17 protein-coding genes and 1 pseudogene are annotated in these 15,620 nt (G+C 61.0%); 3 read left to right on the forward strand and 15 right to left on the reverse strand.

The genetic code is table 11. From position 1 onward, the window contains the following. Positions 1 to 4 precede the first annotated feature (4 nt). The 12 genes and pseudogenes from KVH01_RS09430 to ubiE form a co-directional block, all read right to left on the reverse strand. Complete coding sequence (locus tag KVH01_RS09430; RefSeq protein ID WP_217881248.1) at positions 5 to 1,912, reverse strand: methyl-accepting chemotaxis protein; 1,908 nt, start codon at positions 1,910 to 1,912, stop codon at positions 5 to 7. 175 nt (positions 1,913 to 2,087) lie between these two features. Further along, entirely contained in the window at positions 2,088 to 2,960 is an 873-nt protein-coding gene (locus KVH01_RS30545) for a methyl-accepting chemotaxis protein (RefSeq protein WP_404822038.1), read from the reverse strand. After that, a pseudogene (locus KVH01_RS30550) lies at positions 2,946 to 4,004 on the reverse strand (methyl-accepting chemotaxis protein); the annotation flags it as partial. The gene KVH01_RS30545 and the pseudogene KVH01_RS30550, both read right to left, overlap by 15 nt. A gap of 227 nt (positions 4,005 to 4,231) precedes the next feature. Next, entirely contained in the window at positions 4,232 to 4,939 is a 708-nt protein-coding gene (locus KVH01_RS09440; RefSeq protein ID WP_217881250.1) for a 16S rRNA (uracil(1498)-N(3))-methyltransferase, read from the reverse strand. Beyond that, a complete protein-coding gene (tatC, locus tag KVH01_RS09445) occupies positions 4,936 to 5,727 on the reverse strand; it encodes a twin-arginine translocase subunit TatC (RefSeq protein WP_043047258.1) in 792 nt (263 codons plus the stop codon). Before tatC ends, KVH01_RS09440 begins: the two co-directional genes overlap by 4 nt. Further along, a complete protein-coding gene (gene tatB, locus KVH01_RS09450) occupies positions 5,724 to 6,125 on the reverse strand; it encodes a Sec-independent protein translocase protein TatB (protein WP_217881251.1) in 402 nt (133 codons plus the stop codon). Before tatB ends, tatC begins: the two co-directional genes overlap by 4 nt. A gap of 10 nt (positions 6,126 to 6,135) precedes the next feature. Next, positions 6,136 to 6,414, reverse strand: a complete 279-nt coding sequence (locus KVH01_RS09455; RefSeq protein WP_043047256.1) for a twin-arginine translocase TatA/TatE family subunit — start codon at positions 6,412 to 6,414, stop codon at positions 6,136 to 6,138. A 26-nt stretch (positions 6,415 to 6,440) separates the two neighbouring features. Next, entirely contained in the window at positions 6,441 to 6,773 is a 333-nt protein-coding gene (locus KVH01_RS09460) for a phosphoribosyl-ATP diphosphatase (protein WP_003209299.1), read from the reverse strand. Positions 6,774 to 6,775: 2 nt separating this feature from the next. After that, positions 6,776 to 7,168 (reverse strand): phosphoribosyl-AMP cyclohydrolase, encoded by a 393-nt coding sequence (gene hisI / locus KVH01_RS09465; RefSeq protein ID WP_217881252.1) that lies wholly within the window; start codon positions 7,166 to 7,168, stop codon positions 6,776 to 6,778. A gap of 41 nt (positions 7,169 to 7,209) precedes the next feature. Further along, positions 7,210 to 8,814 (reverse strand): ubiquinone biosynthesis regulatory protein kinase UbiB, encoded by a 1,605-nt coding sequence (gene ubiB / locus KVH01_RS09470; RefSeq protein ID WP_124411393.1) that lies wholly within the window; start codon positions 8,812 to 8,814, stop codon positions 7,210 to 7,212. Further along, positions 8,811 to 9,434, reverse strand: coding sequence for a ubiquinone biosynthesis accessory factor UbiJ (locus KVH01_RS09475; protein ID WP_043047253.1), 624 nt, complete (start codon positions 9,432 to 9,434; stop codon positions 8,811 to 8,813). The genes ubiB and KVH01_RS09475 overlap by 4 nt, the downstream gene beginning before the upstream one ends. Then, positions 9,434 to 10,204, reverse strand: coding sequence for a bifunctional demethylmenaquinone methyltransferase/2-methoxy-6-polyprenyl-1,4-benzoquinol methylase UbiE (ubiE, locus tag KVH01_RS09480; protein WP_003171186.1), 771 nt, complete (start codon positions 10,202 to 10,204; stop codon positions 9,434 to 9,436). The genes KVH01_RS09475 and ubiE overlap by 1 nt, the downstream gene beginning before the upstream one ends. A gap of 145 nt (positions 10,205 to 10,349) precedes the next feature. Here ubiE and KVH01_RS09485 point away from each other — a divergent pair, with 145 nt between their 5' ends. From KVH01_RS09485 to KVH01_RS09495, 3 genes are all read left to right on the forward strand, one after another. Next, the gene (locus tag KVH01_RS09485; protein ID WP_043047252.1) at positions 10,350 to 10,625 is read left to right on the forward strand and encodes a polyhydroxyalkanoic acid system family protein; all 276 of its coding nucleotides are present in this window, start codon (positions 10,350 to 10,352) and stop codon (positions 10,623 to 10,625) included. A 104-nt stretch (positions 10,626 to 10,729) separates the two neighbouring features. Then, positions 10,730 to 11,152 (forward strand): phasin family protein, encoded by a 423-nt coding sequence (locus tag KVH01_RS09490; RefSeq protein ID WP_043047251.1) that lies wholly within the window; start codon positions 10,730 to 10,732, stop codon positions 11,150 to 11,152. 12 nt (positions 11,153 to 11,164) lie between these two features. Beyond that, the gene (locus KVH01_RS09495) at positions 11,165 to 12,100 is read left to right on the forward strand and encodes a phasin family protein (RefSeq protein WP_217881253.1); all 936 of its coding nucleotides are present in this window, start codon (positions 11,165 to 11,167) and stop codon (positions 12,098 to 12,100) included. Positions 12,101 to 12,215: 115 nt separating this feature from the next. Here KVH01_RS09495 and KVH01_RS09500 read toward each other — a convergent pair whose 3' ends face one another. The 3 genes from KVH01_RS09500 to phaZ all read right to left on the reverse strand — a co-directional run bounded on the left by KVH01_RS09500 (position 12,216) and on the right by phaZ (position 15,482). Then, positions 12,216 to 12,836: a TetR/AcrR family transcriptional regulator gene (locus KVH01_RS09500; protein WP_217881254.1), complete on the reverse strand. Its 621-nt coding sequence runs from the start codon at positions 12,834 to 12,836 to the stop codon at positions 12,216 to 12,218. Positions 12,837 to 12,863: 27 nt separating this feature from the next. Continuing rightward, the gene (gene phaC, locus KVH01_RS09505; protein ID WP_217881255.1) at positions 12,864 to 14,546 is read right to left on the reverse strand and encodes a class II poly(R)-hydroxyalkanoic acid synthase; all 1,683 of its coding nucleotides are present in this window, start codon (positions 14,544 to 14,546) and stop codon (positions 12,864 to 12,866) included. 90 nt (positions 14,547 to 14,636) lie between these two features. Then, positions 14,637 to 15,482, reverse strand: coding sequence for a poly(3-hydroxyalkanoate) depolymerase (phaZ, locus tag KVH01_RS09510; protein ID WP_043047247.1), 846 nt, complete (start codon positions 15,480 to 15,482; stop codon positions 14,637 to 14,639). Between the last annotated feature and the right edge of the window lie 138 nt (positions 15,483 to 15,620).

The following is a 15,620-nucleotide window of genomic DNA, read 5'->3' on the forward strand; positions in this document are numbered from 1 at the left end:
CCGCTCAGACCTTGAAGCGGCCTACCGAACGCGCCAGCTCGGAGCCCAGGCGTGCCAGTTCAACACTGGCCGCCGCCGTCTGCTCACTGGCCGTCGAGGTTTGCTCCGACGCTTCCTTGACCTTCAGTACGCTACGATTGATCTCCTCGGCCACTGCGCTTTGCTCCTCGGCCGCTGCGGCAATCTGCGGGTTCATCTCCTGGATCACTGAGACCGTGCGGGTGATGTTGGCCAGGGCCTGACCTGCGCGACGCGTCAGTTCCACGCTGTTGTCGGTCAGGCTGAGGCTGTTGTCCATGATGTCGGCAGTGTGTTGTGTGCCCCGCTGCAAACCCTCGATCAAGCCTTCGATTTCCTCGGCTGATTGTTGGGTGCGCTGAGCCAGGGTGCGTACTTCGTCGGCGACTACGGCGAAACCGCGACCTGCCTCACCGGCGCGTGCCGCTTCGATAGCGGCATTGAGGGCCAACAGGTTGGTCTGCTCGGACACCGACTTAATCACCTCCAGCACGCTGCCGATCTTCTGGCTTTCCTGTTGCAGGCCTTGCATCGCCTCGCTTGAGCGGTTCATTTGCTCAGCCAGGTGCTCGATATGGGTAATCGCCTCGGCCACCACCTGGTCGCCCACGCCCGCTTGCTGATCAGCCTCGGTGGCGGCAATCGAGGCTTGCTCGGCATGGCGTGCGACCTCTTGGGAGGTGGCGAGCATTTCGTTCATGGCGGTGGCGACTTGTTCGGTCTCCAGTTTCTGGCCATTGACCCCGGCGCGGGTTTGCTCGGTGACGGTGGACAATTGCTCGGCGGCACTGGCGATCTGGCGGGCGCTGTCGTTGATGCCGCCGATCAGGGTGCGCAGGTTCAGGGTCATCTGGCCGATGCTGCGCTGCAATTGGCCCAGTTCGTCGCGTCGCGATGTAGTGATGTCATGGCTCAGGTCACCCTCGGCGATGCGGTTGGCGGTTTGCAGCGCCTGGCGCAGCGGCCTGACGATCTGGCCGGCGATCAACCAGGCGGCGAGGGCGCCGAGCAGCAACGCCGCGCCGGTTACATAGAGCATCAGCAGGCGCGCCAGGCCGGCTTCCTTGTCGCGTTGCTGGGTCTGCTCCTCGCTCAACCGGTCGCTTTGCGACAGCAGTTGGTCCAGCCATTGTTCCAGTTGGTTCTGGGTGGTTTCAACGGTGACCTGCGCCTCCTTGAGGCGATTGAGTTGGGCGCGATAATCGAGCAATGCACTGTTGAGCGCGCTGCTGTCTACCGGCAGAGCCGTCACGGCAGACTGGGCGCTGTCGAGGGTTTTGAGCGCAGCGTCCACCGCTTGCGTGTAGATTTGCAGTGTGTCGGCGGCCCAGGCGGGGGACTTGGTGCGGTCTTCGGCTGCCTCCATGGCCTGGCGCAGGTCCTCCACGCTGTCCAAGGCTTTCTCGTCATTCTGGTCTGGCAAGTCGCTGGACAGTTGTCCCAGGGTGTCACTGGCGGTCACGGCGCTGCTGGTGAGTCGTTTCTGCGCTTGCTCGCGTTGTTCGATCAGGTTGGGCAGACCGGCCAGTGCCGTCTTGAAGCGTGCGCTGAGACGACTGGAATCCTGGACTTGCTGCAGGTGCATGGGGATTTTCAGGCGCTCGGCCAACTCGACCAGATAACCGTCGATTTTTTCCATGTGCCGGCCGAGCTTGTCAAAGCTTGCCGGGTCATTCACGACGCGGTACACAATCCGGTCGGCACGCAATTCTTCGCCGGTCACGGCCAGTCGGGAAAGCGTGGTGAGGGTTTGTGCGCGAAACAGTGAGGCGTTCAGGGCCTGCCAACCGGTCAGGGCGACAGCCATGCACAACGCCAGTATCAGGCCGAAACCAAGGATGAGTTTGAGGGTGACGCTGGTGTTGCCTAATACGCGGGTCAGTGGTCGAAACATGATGCACCTCCATCAGAAAAGAGAGCGTTTCGCACCCCGGCTGACGCAGGTCAGGAGGAGTGAGAACGCTAAATCTTTTCGGCATAGGGCGCGTAAGAATTGACCTGAAAGACGTGTAGGAAATTTCACAAGTTGCAGGCGGCCCAGAACGGGCCGCCACTTAGATGGAATCAGCTCAGACCCGGAAGCGCCCGACCAAGGCTTGCAGATGGGTGCCCAGGCGCGCCAGTTCGGTACTCGAGGCGGCGGTCTCTTCGCTGGCTGCCGCCGTTTGCTCGGAGATATCGCGCACATTCAGCACGCTGCGGTTGATCTCTTCGGCTACGGCACTTTGTTGCTCGGCGGCGGTGGCGATCTGTGAGTTCATCGCCTGGATGGTCGAGACGGTGCGGGTGATATTGCCCAGCGCATTACCGGCCCGGCGCGTCAGCTCCACGCTGCTTTCGGTCAGCTCACGACTGTTGTCCATGATGGTCGCCACCTGCTGCGTGCCGCTTTGCAGGCCGACGATCAACTCTTCGATCTCCTCAGTGGACTTCTGCGTGCGCTGGGCCAGGCTGCGCACCTCATCGGCCACCACGGCAAAGCCGCGCCCGGCCTCACCGGCACGCGCCGCTTCAATGGCTGCGTTGAGGGCCAGCAGGTTGGTCTGCTGGGCCACGGACTTGATCACGTCGAGCACGCTGCCGATCTTATCGCTCTCGCGCTTCAGGTCGCCCATGGCGACCGTGGAGTTGCCGACCTCGGTCGCCAGGCGTTCGATCTGGGCGATGGCTTCACCGACCACCTGGTCGCCTTCACGGGCCTGCTGGTCGGCGGCGACGGCGGCTTCGGACGCCTCCTCGGCATTGCGCGCCACTTCCTGCACAGTGGCGGCCATTTCGTTCATGGCGGTGGCCACCTGGTCGGTCTCGACTTTCTGGCTATTGACCCCGGCGCTGGTCTGCTCGGTCACGGCGGACAACTGCTCGGCCGCGCTGGCGATCTGGGTGACGCCATCGCTGATACCGCCGATCAACTCGCGCAGGCCCACGGTCATGCTTTGCATGGCGCGTTGCAGCTGGCCCAGTTCATCCTGACGGCTGGAATCCAGATTGTGGCTCAGATCGCCGGAGGCCACGCGCTCGGCGACTGTGAGGGTCTGGTTCAGGGGAATGACGATCTGGCGAGTAATGGCCCAGGCGGCGAGCACGCCGAAGATCAGCGCCAGTACGGTGGCGAGCAATAGCCAATATTTGGCCTGCGCGGCATCATGATCGCGAACGGCGGTTTGCGATGTGGTGAGTTTGTCACTGTGGCCCAGCAGGATGTCGCCCTGGGCGGTCATGGTTTTCAAGGCCGCCGCACTGGCCACCTGGGCGTCACGATACTGGCTGACTGCAGCGCGGTAGGCTTGCAGTGAAACACCGGCTTCTTGCAGGTTGGCCTGGTACTGCGCCGGCAATTGGCCTTCGAGCTCGGTGCCTTTCTTCAGGGCGTTGTCGATGGCGTCCAGGGCCGGCTGCTCGGCTTCGACCTTACCGCTATAGGTGTAGCCGCGTACCTGGAAGCGCGCTTGCTGGATCAGCTTGCTCAGGTCGACGACGCTATTGAATTGGGTGACGCTGTCGCCTTGCAGCAGGGCCTTCTCAACCTCGTTGATCCTGGCCACGGCATTGTCGGCAGTATCGCCGAGCTTGCTGCGCGCGCCCTCACGCTTGAGGCCCGCCTGGACCATGGCGGCGAAGGCTTTTTTATACTGGTTCAGGGCTTCCAGTTGTTGTTCGACCAAGGCTTTATCGTCGGGTTGCTCAATCAGCTCGGCGGCGGTTTTCAGGCCGCTGTCCAATTGGGCGAGCAGCCCGTTGACCGCGTCGGTGCCTTGTTCGCCACGGCGCATGTCGAAGTCCAGGCGCGCCAGGCGCAGGTCCTTGGTCAGGCCGTTGAGACTGGAGATGAAGCCCAGTTTATCGCCGCGGCTGATCACGTCACCCAGGCCGGTCCAGCCGGTAAAAGTGATCAACAGCGTCAGGATCAACACCAGGCCAAAGCCGACGCTCAGCTTGCGGTTGACGCTGACATTCCCCAGTTTTTCGGCTAACCAACGATACATGCTGCGAACTCCCCTGGAACAAGGCTTGGACTTATTCAGAGGCTATCGGCATGTGCGCAGGTTTCTGTAGCTATGCATATCTGATGGGGAAGGATGCTCCCCCAATTTCTGTAGGAGCGAGCTTGCTCGCGAGAAACCCATAGGCGCCGCGTTTATCCAGGAGACACACGTTATCGTTGACGTTTTTCGCGAGCAGCTCGCTCCTACAGTGGATCGCCAGTATTTCATTAGAACAGTCGGGCGAGCAGTGCGGTGACAGCGGTTTCAACCCGCAGGATGCGTGCACCTAGCTGCACCGGTTGCAAACCGGCTTTAGCCAACAGCTCCACCTCATAGGGGATCCAACCACCTTCCGGACCGATCGCCAGGGTGACAGGCTCATCCAGCCCACGGGGACACGCAGGGTAATCACCGGGATGGCCGATCAGGCCCAGGGTGCCTTGAACCATGGCCGGCAGGCGATCTTCGACAAACGGCTTGAAGCGCTTCTCGATAATGATCTCGGGCAGTACCGTGTCCCGCGCCTGTTCCAGGCCGAGGATCAGTTGCTCGCGCACCGCTTCAGGCTCTAGAAATGGCGTCTGCCAGAAGCTTTTTTCCACACGGTAGCTGTTGACCAGCACCACCTTCGGCACGCCCATGGCTGCCACCGTTTGCAGCACCCGGCGCAGCATTTTCGGGCGGGGCAGGGCCAGCAGCAGGGTCAGGGGTAGTTTGGACGGCGGTGGTTGATCGAAACTGACTTGCAGCTCGGCTTCAGCAGCGTCCAGGCGCAGCAGCTGGGCATTGCCCATCAGTCCGCCAATGCGGCCCACACGCAGGTTGTCACCTACGACGGCGCGGTGGACTTCCTGCATATGTACCAGGCGCCGATCACGCAGCACCACCCGGTCTGCCGCGATAAAGTCGGCATCGAAAAGCAGCAGCAGGTTCACGGCTGGGTCGCTGGCGGCTGGTCGTCGTCGGCAGCCTGATCATCCGGGTGTTCGCCACGCTTGCTGATCAAGCCGCTGAACAGGATACCCACTTCGAACAGCATCCACATCGGCACGGCCAGCAGGGTCTGGGAGAAAATATCCGGCGGCGTGAGGATCATGCCGACCACGAAGCAGCCGATGATCACGTACGGGCGGATCTTCTTCAGGTACTTGACGTCGACTACGCCGATCCATACCAGCAACACCACGGCCACCGGGATTTCGAAGGCGACGCCGAAGGCGAAGAACAACGTCATCACGAAGTCGAGGTAGCTGGTGATGTCGGTCATCATCTCCACGCCGGCCGGGGTGGCAGCGGCGAAGAACTTGAAGATCAGCGGGAACACCAGGAAGTACGCGAAGGCCATGCCGGTGTAGAACAGCAGGATGCTCGACACCAGCAATGGCACGGCGATGCGCTTTTCATGCTTGTACAGGCCCGGGGCGATAAAGCCCCAGATCTGATGCAGGATCACCGGGATCGCCAGGAACAGCGAGACCATCATGGTCAACTTCAACGGCGTCAGGAACGGCGACGACACATCGGTGGCGATCATCGTCGCGCCGACGGGCAGGTACTGGCGCAACGGCGTGGAAACGAAGGTGTAGATCTGCTGGGTAAAGGCGAACAACCCGGCAAAAATGATGAAGATTGCCGCTACGCAACGCAGCAGGCGGGTACGCAGCTCGGAGAGGTGCGAGACCAGCGGCATGTGCTGGTCGTTTTCCGGTTTATCAGCGCTCATGGGGCTCGCGGCGGCAATGTAGGGTCATGGGGCGCGGGCGACGCAACGGGCGTCGGCGCGGGCTCTGTCGGGGCCGGCTCGGCAGTGGTGGAGGGCGCGGGCGCAATATTGTGGTCGGCCACCGGTGGTGTAACCGGCTTGGCCGGTTCTTGCACCGGGGAGAGAATCTTGCGTGCCTCCTGCTCCAACGACAGGATATGTTCGTTGTGCAATTGCCGGCGGATCTCGTCGGCACCGATTTCCCGTTCAACTTCCTGTTTGATCGCGTTGAAACTGCGTTTCAGGCGCCCGATCCACAGGCCGGCGGTACGTGCGGCGCCGGGCAGGCGTTCCGGCCCCAGTACCAGCAGGGCCACCAGGCCGACGAGCAGCAGTTCAGAGAAGCTGATACCAAACATTAGTCAGTGCTCACGAGTCTTTGCGGGTCGGCTCTTGGACTTTCTCAGCCTGCACGTCGAAGGTGCGACGTTCGGTGATCGGCTGAGTGGCCTGCGGGTGCACAGGCTGGGCCGGGGGCACCGGGTTTACCGTTGGCTCGGCTGGTTTTTCGTCGTCGTTCATGGCTTTACGAAAGCCCTTGATCGACTCACCGACGTCGGTGCCGAGGTTTTTCAGTTTCTTGGTGCCGAACACCAGAACAACCACCACCAGAATGACGATCCAGTGTTTCCAGTCAAAAATGCCCATGCTGCAAATCCTCAAGTCTTAGTTATTCAGGCGGACGGGCGCGAGGCCTTCTCGGCGTGCCCGGACAGGCCGAAGCGACGGTCCAGTTCATCCAGCACGGCCTGTGGATGCTGCCCCAGTTGGGCGAGCATGACCAGGCTATGGAACCACAAGTCGGCGGTCTCATAGATTACATCGCTGCAATCACCGCTGATTTGCGCGTCCTTGGCCGCAATGATGGTCTCGACGGATTCCTCGCCGAGTTTTTCCAGAATCTTGTTCAGACCCTTGTGGTACAGGCTGGCGACATAGGAGCTGTCGGCATCCGCGCCTTTGCGGTCTTCCAGCACCTGGGCCACACGGTTCAGGGTATCGCTCATGTTCAGTGTCCTGCGGAATAAATGGCGTGCGGGTCTTTGAGCACCGGTTCCACAACCTTCCATTCGCCGTTCTCGAACACGCGATAAAAGCAGCTGTGGCGCCCGGTATGGCAAGCGATACCACCGATCTGTTCGACCATCAGGATCACCACGTCGGCGTCGCAGTCCAGGCGCATCTCATGCAGGACCTGCACGTGCCCGGACTCTTCGCCCTTGCGCCACAGTTTGCCACGCGAACGTGACCAATAGATGGCGCGCTGCTCAGTGGCAGTGAGGCTCAGAGCCTCGCGGTTCATCCAGGCCATCATCAGTACGCGCCCGGTCTTGTAGTCCTGGGCAATGGCCGGCACCAGGCCGTCACTGTCCCATTTGATCTCGTCCAGCCAGTCTTTCATGTTCGGCTCCGGCAATTTGCGACAGTGTATAACCGGATTGGCTATCGACGCACGATCAGATAAACGCCCACGGCTACCATGATCCCGGCCGGCCAGTGGCCCAGCTGGTTCAATGGGCCGCCAACCGCCAGCATCACGCCGCCTACCAGGTGCGCGGCGCCCAGCAGGCGCAGGAACCAGTCGTCCTTGCGCTTTTTCCATGGCGGTGCGGGATCCTTGGCGTGCGGCTGGGACATGCGCTCCAGCAGATCGCGGGTCATATTCGCCAAATGGGGCAGTTGTTCCATCTGGCTGTGCAGGTTGCCCAGCATGGTTTTCGGGCTCATCCGCTCGCGCATCCAGCGTTCCAGGAACGGTTGCGCGGTGTTCCACAGGTCGAGGTCCGGGTACAGCTGGCGGCCCAGGCCCTCGATGTTCAGCAAGGTCTTCTGCAACAGCACCAGTTGCGGCTGCACTTCCATGTTGAAACGCCGCGCGGTCTGGAACAGGCGCATCAGTACCTGACCGAAGGAAATATCTTTTAAAGGTTTTTCGAAGATCGGCTCGCACACCGTGCGGATCGCCGCTTCGAATTCATTGAGCTTGGTTTCCGCCGGCACCCAGCCCGAATCGATGTGCAACTGCGCCACACGGCGGTAGTCGCGCTTGAAGAAGGCAAACAGGTTGCGGGCCAGGTAGTCCTGGTCTTCCGGGGTCAGGCTGCCGACGATGCCGCAGTCGATGGCGATGTACTGCGGGCTCCACGGGTTGACGGTGCTGACGAAGATGTTGCCCGGGTGCATGTCGGCGTGGAAGAAACTGTCGCGGAACACCTGGGTGAAGAAAATCTCCACACCGCGCTCGGCAAGCATCTTCATGTCGGTGCGCTGGTCGGCCAGGGTAGCGAGGTCGGTAACCTGCACGCCGTAGATGCGCTCCATCACCAGCACTTTCGGCCGGCACCAGTCCCAATACACTTGCGGCACGTACAGCAGTTGCGAGCCTTCGAAGTTGCGTCGCAATTGGCTGGCGTTGGCCGCTTCGCGCAAAAGGTCGAGTTCGTCGTAGATGGTTTTTTCGTAGTCGGCGACCACATCCACCGGGTGCAGCAAACGCGCATCGGCGGAGAAGCGTTCGGCGGCGCGGGCGAGGATAAACAGCCACGCCAGGTCCTGGCCGATGATCGGCTTGAGGCCAGGGCGAATGACCTTCACCACCACTTCTTCGCCGGTCTTGAGCTGCGCGGCGTGCACTTGTGCCACCGACGCCGAGGCCAGTGGCTCGACGTCGAAGCGGCTGAACACCTCGCTGATCTTCTTGCCCAGTTGTGCTTCGATCAGCGCCATGGACTGCTGAGAGTCGAACGGCGGCACGCGGTCCTGCAGCAGCATCAGCTCGTCGGCGATGTCTTCGGGCAGCAGGTCGCGGCGGGTCGAGAGGATCTGCCCGAACTTGATAAAGATCGGCCCCAGGTCCTGCAGCGCCAGGCGCAGACGCGCTCCACGGCTCAGCTCCAGCTGCTTGCGCGGCAACCAGCGCCACGGCAGTACGAAACGCACCGCCAGCAAAAACCACGGCAGGGGCAGGGCAAACAGCAGGTCATCGAGGCGGTAGCGGATTACGACGCGCTGGATACGAAACAAACGGCGGACGGCGAGCAGCTTCATGCGTTATCGCTTGGATCAAGGGAACGGCTCAGGCGCTCGAAGCGGGCCTCGAGGCGTTCCAGGTCGATTTTGGCCTTGTCGAGCTCGCGAAAGCGCGCTTGCGCTTCCCGTTGCCCGACCAGGGTGCGCGATTCTTCGCTCAGGTATTCGGCGAGGTTCTGGTTGAGGCTGGCGAACCCCTGCTGATACCAGCGCGTGCGGCTGCGCAGGTGCCCGCTGATCAACTGGGTGGCAACGGGGCCTATCCAGCGCGACAGTTCGTATTCCCAGTCCAGCTCCAGGTCTTGCAGCACGGCGGCCAGGTCCATCAGCACCGCGCTGTCGCCTTCCAGCTCCACCTCGGGGCCATGGAGGATGGCGGTTTTGTTGCGGCTCAGCGCCAGGTGCAACAGGCTGGAGGCCGGTGCACGCAGGGTGCAGTCAGCTTCGGCGGCCCATTGGGTGGCGAGCAGCAGGCCTTCATCACTGGGCAGGATAAACAGCTGCACGGCGGGGCTGCGGCAGTCGACGGCAATGACTTTGCCGTTCAAGTGCGCGAGCCGCGCCAGGGCGGTGCTGTCCAGGCGCAGTACACGGTTGAGGCCGTGCTCGACGCTGGCGAGAAGACCTTGCAGCAGCATCAGGGCTTGATGCCGCGGTGCAGGGCGACGATGCCGGAGGTCATGTTGTGGTAGGTCACGCGGTCGAAACCGGCTTCTACCATCATCGACTTCAGGGTCTCCTGGTCTGGGTGCATGCGGATCGATTCGGCCAGGTAGCGGTAACTCTCGGCGTCGTTGGTGATCAACTTGCCCATCAGCGGCATGAAGGCGAACGAGTAGGTGTCGTAGACCTTGGACATCAGCGCGTTGGTCGGCTTGGAGAACTCCAGCACCAACAGGCGGCCACCCGGCTTGAGGACGCGCAGCATCGAGCGGATCGCGTCTTCCTTATGGGTGACGTTGCGCAGGCCGAAGGCGATGGTCACGCAGTCGAAATGATTGTCGGGGAACGGCAGCTTCTCGGCATCGGCCTGGACGAATTCGATATTGCCGGCCACGCCTTTGTCGAGCAGGCGGTCGCGGCCAACCTTGAGCATCGAGCCGTTGATATCGGCCAATACCACCTGGCCGGTCGGGCCAACCAGTTTGGAAAATTTGGCCGCCAGGTCACCCGTGCCACCGGCGATGTCCAGCACGCGGTTGCCGGTGCGTACGCCCGACAGCTCGATAGTGAAGCGCTTCCACAGGCGGTGCATGCCACCGGAGAGCACGTCGTTCATCAGGTCGTACTTGGCCGCCACGGAGTGGAACACCTCAGCGACTTTTTCCGCTTTCTGGCTTTCCGGGACGTTCTTGAAGCCGAAGTGGGTGGTGGGTTCGGCATCGCTGCCTTTGCGCTGATCAGTCATATCGCTGTCACCAAAAGAGAATGCGGGACATGATAATCCCCAGGGCCTGCTTTGTCTTGGCAAGGCTGCAGGTAAGATAGACCCTCACCGAGACCTTTTGCCGCATGGCGGGTGTTCCGAGTCGTTATAAAGAGGAGTCATTGCAATGGCCCGTATTACCGTTGAGCGTGAACACACCCTGGGAAAAGAACAGGCGCGGGCAAAGGCCGAGCAATTGGCGCGCAAGCTCGAGGATAAATATGGCGTGGAGTCCTCGTGGTCTGGCGATACCCTCAAGCTCAAGCGTTCAGGGATCAAAGGCACGGTGGCAGTGGCCGATGACTCACTGCGTATCGACGTGGAACTGGGCCTGTTGATGTCGGCCATGAGCGGCACGATCAAGTCCGAAATCGAAAAAGCCCTGGATAAAGCGCTGGCCTGAGCTTGATGTTCTTAGGGTGCCGATTCTAATTTTTAACCCTACTTTGTGCCCAAGCCCTCAACTCCTGCGGGCCGTCCGCCACCCTATTTTGTGTGAGGTGCACCATGGCCAAAGTTATGTTGAAGAAAAAAATCGACGTTCAGACCACTACCCTGAGTGAGGTTAAAAGCTATGCCCGCAAGATCTGGCTGGCAGGCCTTGGTGCCTATGCCAAGGTCGGCAGCGAGGGCGGCGATTACTTCAAAGAGCTGGTTAAGAGTGGTCAACGTGTTGAAAGCAAAGGCAAAAAAGTTGTAGTTGAACAACTTGATGCTGCTAACAGTCAGATTGATCAAGTAAGGAGTAACGTCTCCAGCGTCAAAGGCCTGGTTGAAGTTCAACTGGATAAAGTTGAAAAAGCTTTTGATACTCGTGTCGGCAGTGCCTTGAATCGGATCGGCATTGCGTCTAAACATGACGTGGAGACACTCTCTGCTAAGCTCGAAGAGCTGACGGCATTGCTCGAACGTGTCGCGCGTAAACACTAAGGAGACATCGGGATGGCTGTTAAAAAGACTACTCAGAAAGAAGGCAGCTCGTGGGTCGGGAAAGTTGAAGAATATTCCCGCAAAATCTGGCTCGCTGGTTTAGGCGTGTACTCGAAGATCGACAGTGACGGCAGCAAACTCTTCGAGACCCTGGTTAAAGACGGCGAGAAGGCCGAGAAGTTGACCAAGAGCACGGTTGGTAAAAAAGTAGACGCTGCCAAGGCCAGTGCGGGTTCGGCCAAATCGAGCATTTCGGATACATGGGGCAAGTTGGAAGAGACATTCGACAAACGCCTCAACAGTGCTATTTCGCGACTGGGCGTACCGAGCAAGGCTGAGTTGAAAGCGCTGCACAGCAAGGTCGATACCTTGACCAAGCAAATCGAAAAACTCACCGGCGCCAAAGCGGCTCCCGCCAAGACCGCCGCAGCCAAGCCTGCAGCAAAACCGGCGGCCAAACCAGCAGCTAAAACCGCCGCCGCAAAACCCGCCGCCAAAACTGCCGCCAAGCCTCTGGTTAAAGCCGCCGCCAAGCCGGCTGCAAAACCCGCTGCAAAAGCGCCAGCCAAAGCTGCTGCAAAACCTGCGGCCAAGCCAGCGGCTAAAACCGCTGCCGCCAAACCGGCTACCAAGCCTGCCGCTAAGCCAGTGGCCGCTAAAACCGCCGCCAAACCAGCGGCGAAACCGGCTGCCAAACCTGCGGCTAAAACCGCTGCCGCTAAACCGGCTGCCAAGCCCGCCGCTGCGAAACCAGCGGCAAAACCTGCAGCGGCCAAAAAGCCTGCGGTAGCGAAAAAACCGGCAGCCGCAAAGCCCGCCGCAACGGCCAAGCCAGCCACGGCGCCAGCACCGGCCGCTTCTTCCGCCAATTCGGTGTCCGCACCCACGCAAGCGGCAGCTACCCCGACTGCAACGCCGGCCACCCCGACGCCATCCAGTCAGTCCTGATTTCTACGGGACACAAAAAACGCCCGGTCTGCGAAGATCGGGCGTTTTTTATGCAAACCTGAAAAACGCCGCATGGCCCAATTTTGTAGGAGCGAGCTTGCTCGCTCCTACATGTTTAATCCGCGTCATCCAGGTACTTCAAGGCGAACTTCTCAGTCGCCTGCCGCGCCGTCGGCAGCAGATGGGGTGCCACCAGCATCATGATCTGGTACACCACCACCCGTATCTCACCTTCACGGTCCAGAATCCGTTGGTAATCCAGGGAAAACAGCAGGGTCAGGGTGATCTGCTCCACCAGTTGCCCCAACGCCTGGGTATCACTGACCAGTTGCCCTGCCGTCTTCAAACGCGCGAGCAAGGACGCCAATGTTCGTTTGAGCGCCGTGAGCAGGAGGCGAATCCCCTTGGCCAGCTTCGGCAAGCGCCCGGCCAGGTTCGACAGGTCCTGGAACAGAAACCGGTAATGAGCCATGCGCTCGACAATCAGGTGCAGGAACAGCCAGTAATCCTCGGCCTCCAGTTGCGCGTCGGCGGGAGGGTCGAGCAAGGGCGCCAATTCGCATTGGAAGCGCTCGAACAGCCCGAGCACCAGCGGCTCCTTGCCGTGGAAGTGGTAGTAGAGGTTGCCGGGGCTGATCCCCATTTCATTGGCCACCTCCATGGTCGACACGTTCGGCTCACCCTTCTGGTTGAACAGCTGCAGGGCACATTCAAGGATACGGTCGCGGGTCTTCATCCAGTCTTCTTAATCTGATCGTTGAGCTCAGCGCACCCGCACGTAAGTGCCTGGCGCCGCTTCCATCGGTGGGTAGTTCTGGTTGCCCAGGGCGGTGAGGGTCTGGCGTTGTACACCGGAGCGCTGCTGCACCCACGCCAGCCACTGCGGCCACCAACTGCCTTCGACGTGCTGGGCGTCGTAGTACCAGGCGCGTGGGTCGCTGCTCAGCTTGAGGTTTTCGACGTAGTTGGCCTTGGGGTTGCCCGGCGGGTTGAGGATGCTCTGGATATGCCCGCTGTTGGACAGCACAAAGCGCCGCTCGCCGCCCAGCAACTGGGTTGAGCGATACACCGCGTCCCAGGGCGTGATGTGGTCGTTGATCCCGGCCACGCTGAAACTGTCCACCGTGACTTTGCGTAGGTCGATGGGGGTGCCACACACTTCCAGCCCGCCGGGATGGCTCAGCGGGTTGTGCTTGAAGAAGTCCAGCAGGTCGCCGTGCAAGGCGGCAGGCAGGCGTGTGTTGTCGTTGTTCCAGTACAGGATGTCGAAGGCCGGTGGCTCCTTGCCCAACAGGTAATTGTTGATCCAGTAGCTCCAGATCAGGTCGTTGGGGCGCATCCATGCAAACACCTTGGCCATGTCGCGGCCGTCCAGCACGCCTTGCTGATAGGAGCGGCGCTTGGCGGCTTCCAGGGTCTGCTCATCGGCAAACAAGGTCGCGGGGCTGTCGATCTGGCTGTCCAGCAGGCTCACCAGGTAGCTGGCGCTGGAGATACGCCGCAACTGGCGCTTGGCTTGCAGGTGGCCTTGCAGGGCGGCGATGGTCAAGCCACCGGCGCAGGCGCCCATCAGGTTGACCTCGCGTGCGCCGCTGATCGCCCGGCAGACGTTGAGCGCTTCTTCAAGCGCGGCCACGTAGGTGGACAGGCCCCATTCGCGATGACGTACATCCGGGTTGCGCCAACTGACCATGAACGTCTGCAGCCCGTTTTTCAGGGCGTATTGCACAAAACTGTTAGCGGGACTCAGGTCGAAGATGTAGTACTTGTTGATTTGCGGCGGCACCACCAGCAGCGGCTTGGCGTACTGTTTTTCGCTCATGGGCTTGTACTGGATCAACTCCAGCAACTCGTTGCGAAACACTACCGAGCCGGGCGTGGTCGCTACTGTCTTGCCCACTTCGAAGGCGTGCTTGCTGACCTGGCGCGGCAGGCCATCGTTGTGCAGCAGGTCTTCGAAGAGGTTGCTCACACCGCGCACTACACTGCTTCCACCGGAGTTGAGCAGTTCCTTGATCGCCAGTGGGTTGAGCAGGGTGTTGGAAGGGGAAACGGCATCGTTGAGCAGGGCAAAGGCGAACTGGGCGCGGGTGCGATCATCGTCACTGAGGTTGCTGTCATCGATCCAGTGCAGCGTCTGCTTCTGCCAGCTCAGATACGCTTGCAAGCTGCGTCGGTACAGCGGGTTGAGTTTCCAGGTGGGGTCACTGAAGCGATTGTCCTTGGGGTTGGGCTCGTGCACGGTTTCACCCAGCAGCACGCGGCCCAGTTGGCCGCCCAAGGCTAGGGCGTGGCGGGCGGTGTGGACCGGGTTGCGCAGGCCATGCGCGGCGACGGTGCGCAGGGTCGACAGTAGATCGCGCCCCCTGAGGCCGGTGATCGCATTTTGCGCGTTGATGAACGCAGCAGGGGTGGGCGCCGGGTTCGTCACGGGTCTTTCTCGCATGAGCCAACACTCCTTCGTCAAGACATCAAGCAGGCACGCCAATCCAGAACCTTAGTCGGTTTCTGGCAAGTTGCGCGCTGGTGTGATCCTTCACACCGCCGGTCGCGGATGTATCACAGCGCGCAGGCGCTCCTCTTCGAGAAACTTCATGATGATCGGCGCCACGGCTTCGGCCCGGGTGATCAGGAACAGGTGGCCGTCATCGATGATGTGCAACTGCGCATTCGGGATGCGCCAGGCCAGCATGCGCATGTTGATCAGCGGGATCAGCGGGTCATCGTCACCAGCCAGCACCAGGGTGGGCTGGCGGATCTTGTGCAGCCAATGAATGCTGGTCCAGCCAAGCCCGGCGAACAATTGCCAGTAGTAACCCAGCTTGCCGGCCGAGCGCACTTTGCTGGCGTGTTCGGCGGCCAGGTTCGAATCGCGGCGGAACGAGCCGCCATAAATCATCGGTGCAATGCGCACCACATGGGAGGGTTGGATATAACGCCGAGGGCTGGCCATCAGCCACAGAACCTTGGGCTTGCCGGGGACCATAAAGGCCCCGGCCGCTGTGGCCGCCAGGATCAGCTTCTTGCAGCGTTCCGGGTAGTCATAGGCGAACTGCTGCGCCAGCGCGCCGCCCCAGGACACACCCACGGCGTTCACCTGGCCGTAGTCGAGGTAATCGAGCATACGCGCGGTGAGTTTGGCCAGGCCGGGGAAGCGATAGGGCCGGTTTGGCGTCGAGGAACCGCCAACGCCGGGTACATCGAACGCAATCACTTCCAGGTCCGGGTCCAGGGCCTGGACGAACGGGAACACCAGCTCAAGGTTGGCGCCGATGCCGTTGAAGACCAGCAGCGGCGTCAAGTGGGGCTTGCCCGGGCGCACCGCGGTACGGATGGTCTGGCCATCCAGGTCGATGGTACGGAAGATGAACGGTTGCGGCATGCTCAAGCCCTGTGAAGTGTTACAGGAGGAATATAGTCAAAGTGTGGGAGGGGGCTTGCTCCCGATGGCAGTGTGTCATTGAGCACACCTGACACTGATCCATCCCTATCGGGAGCAAGCCCCCTCCCACATTTGGAT

Source organism: Pseudomonas khavaziana (genome assembly GCF_019145205.1).
In the GTDB taxonomy this organism is placed as follows: Bacteria; Pseudomonadota; Gammaproteobacteria; order Pseudomonadales; family Pseudomonadaceae; genus Aquipseudomonas; species Aquipseudomonas khavaziana.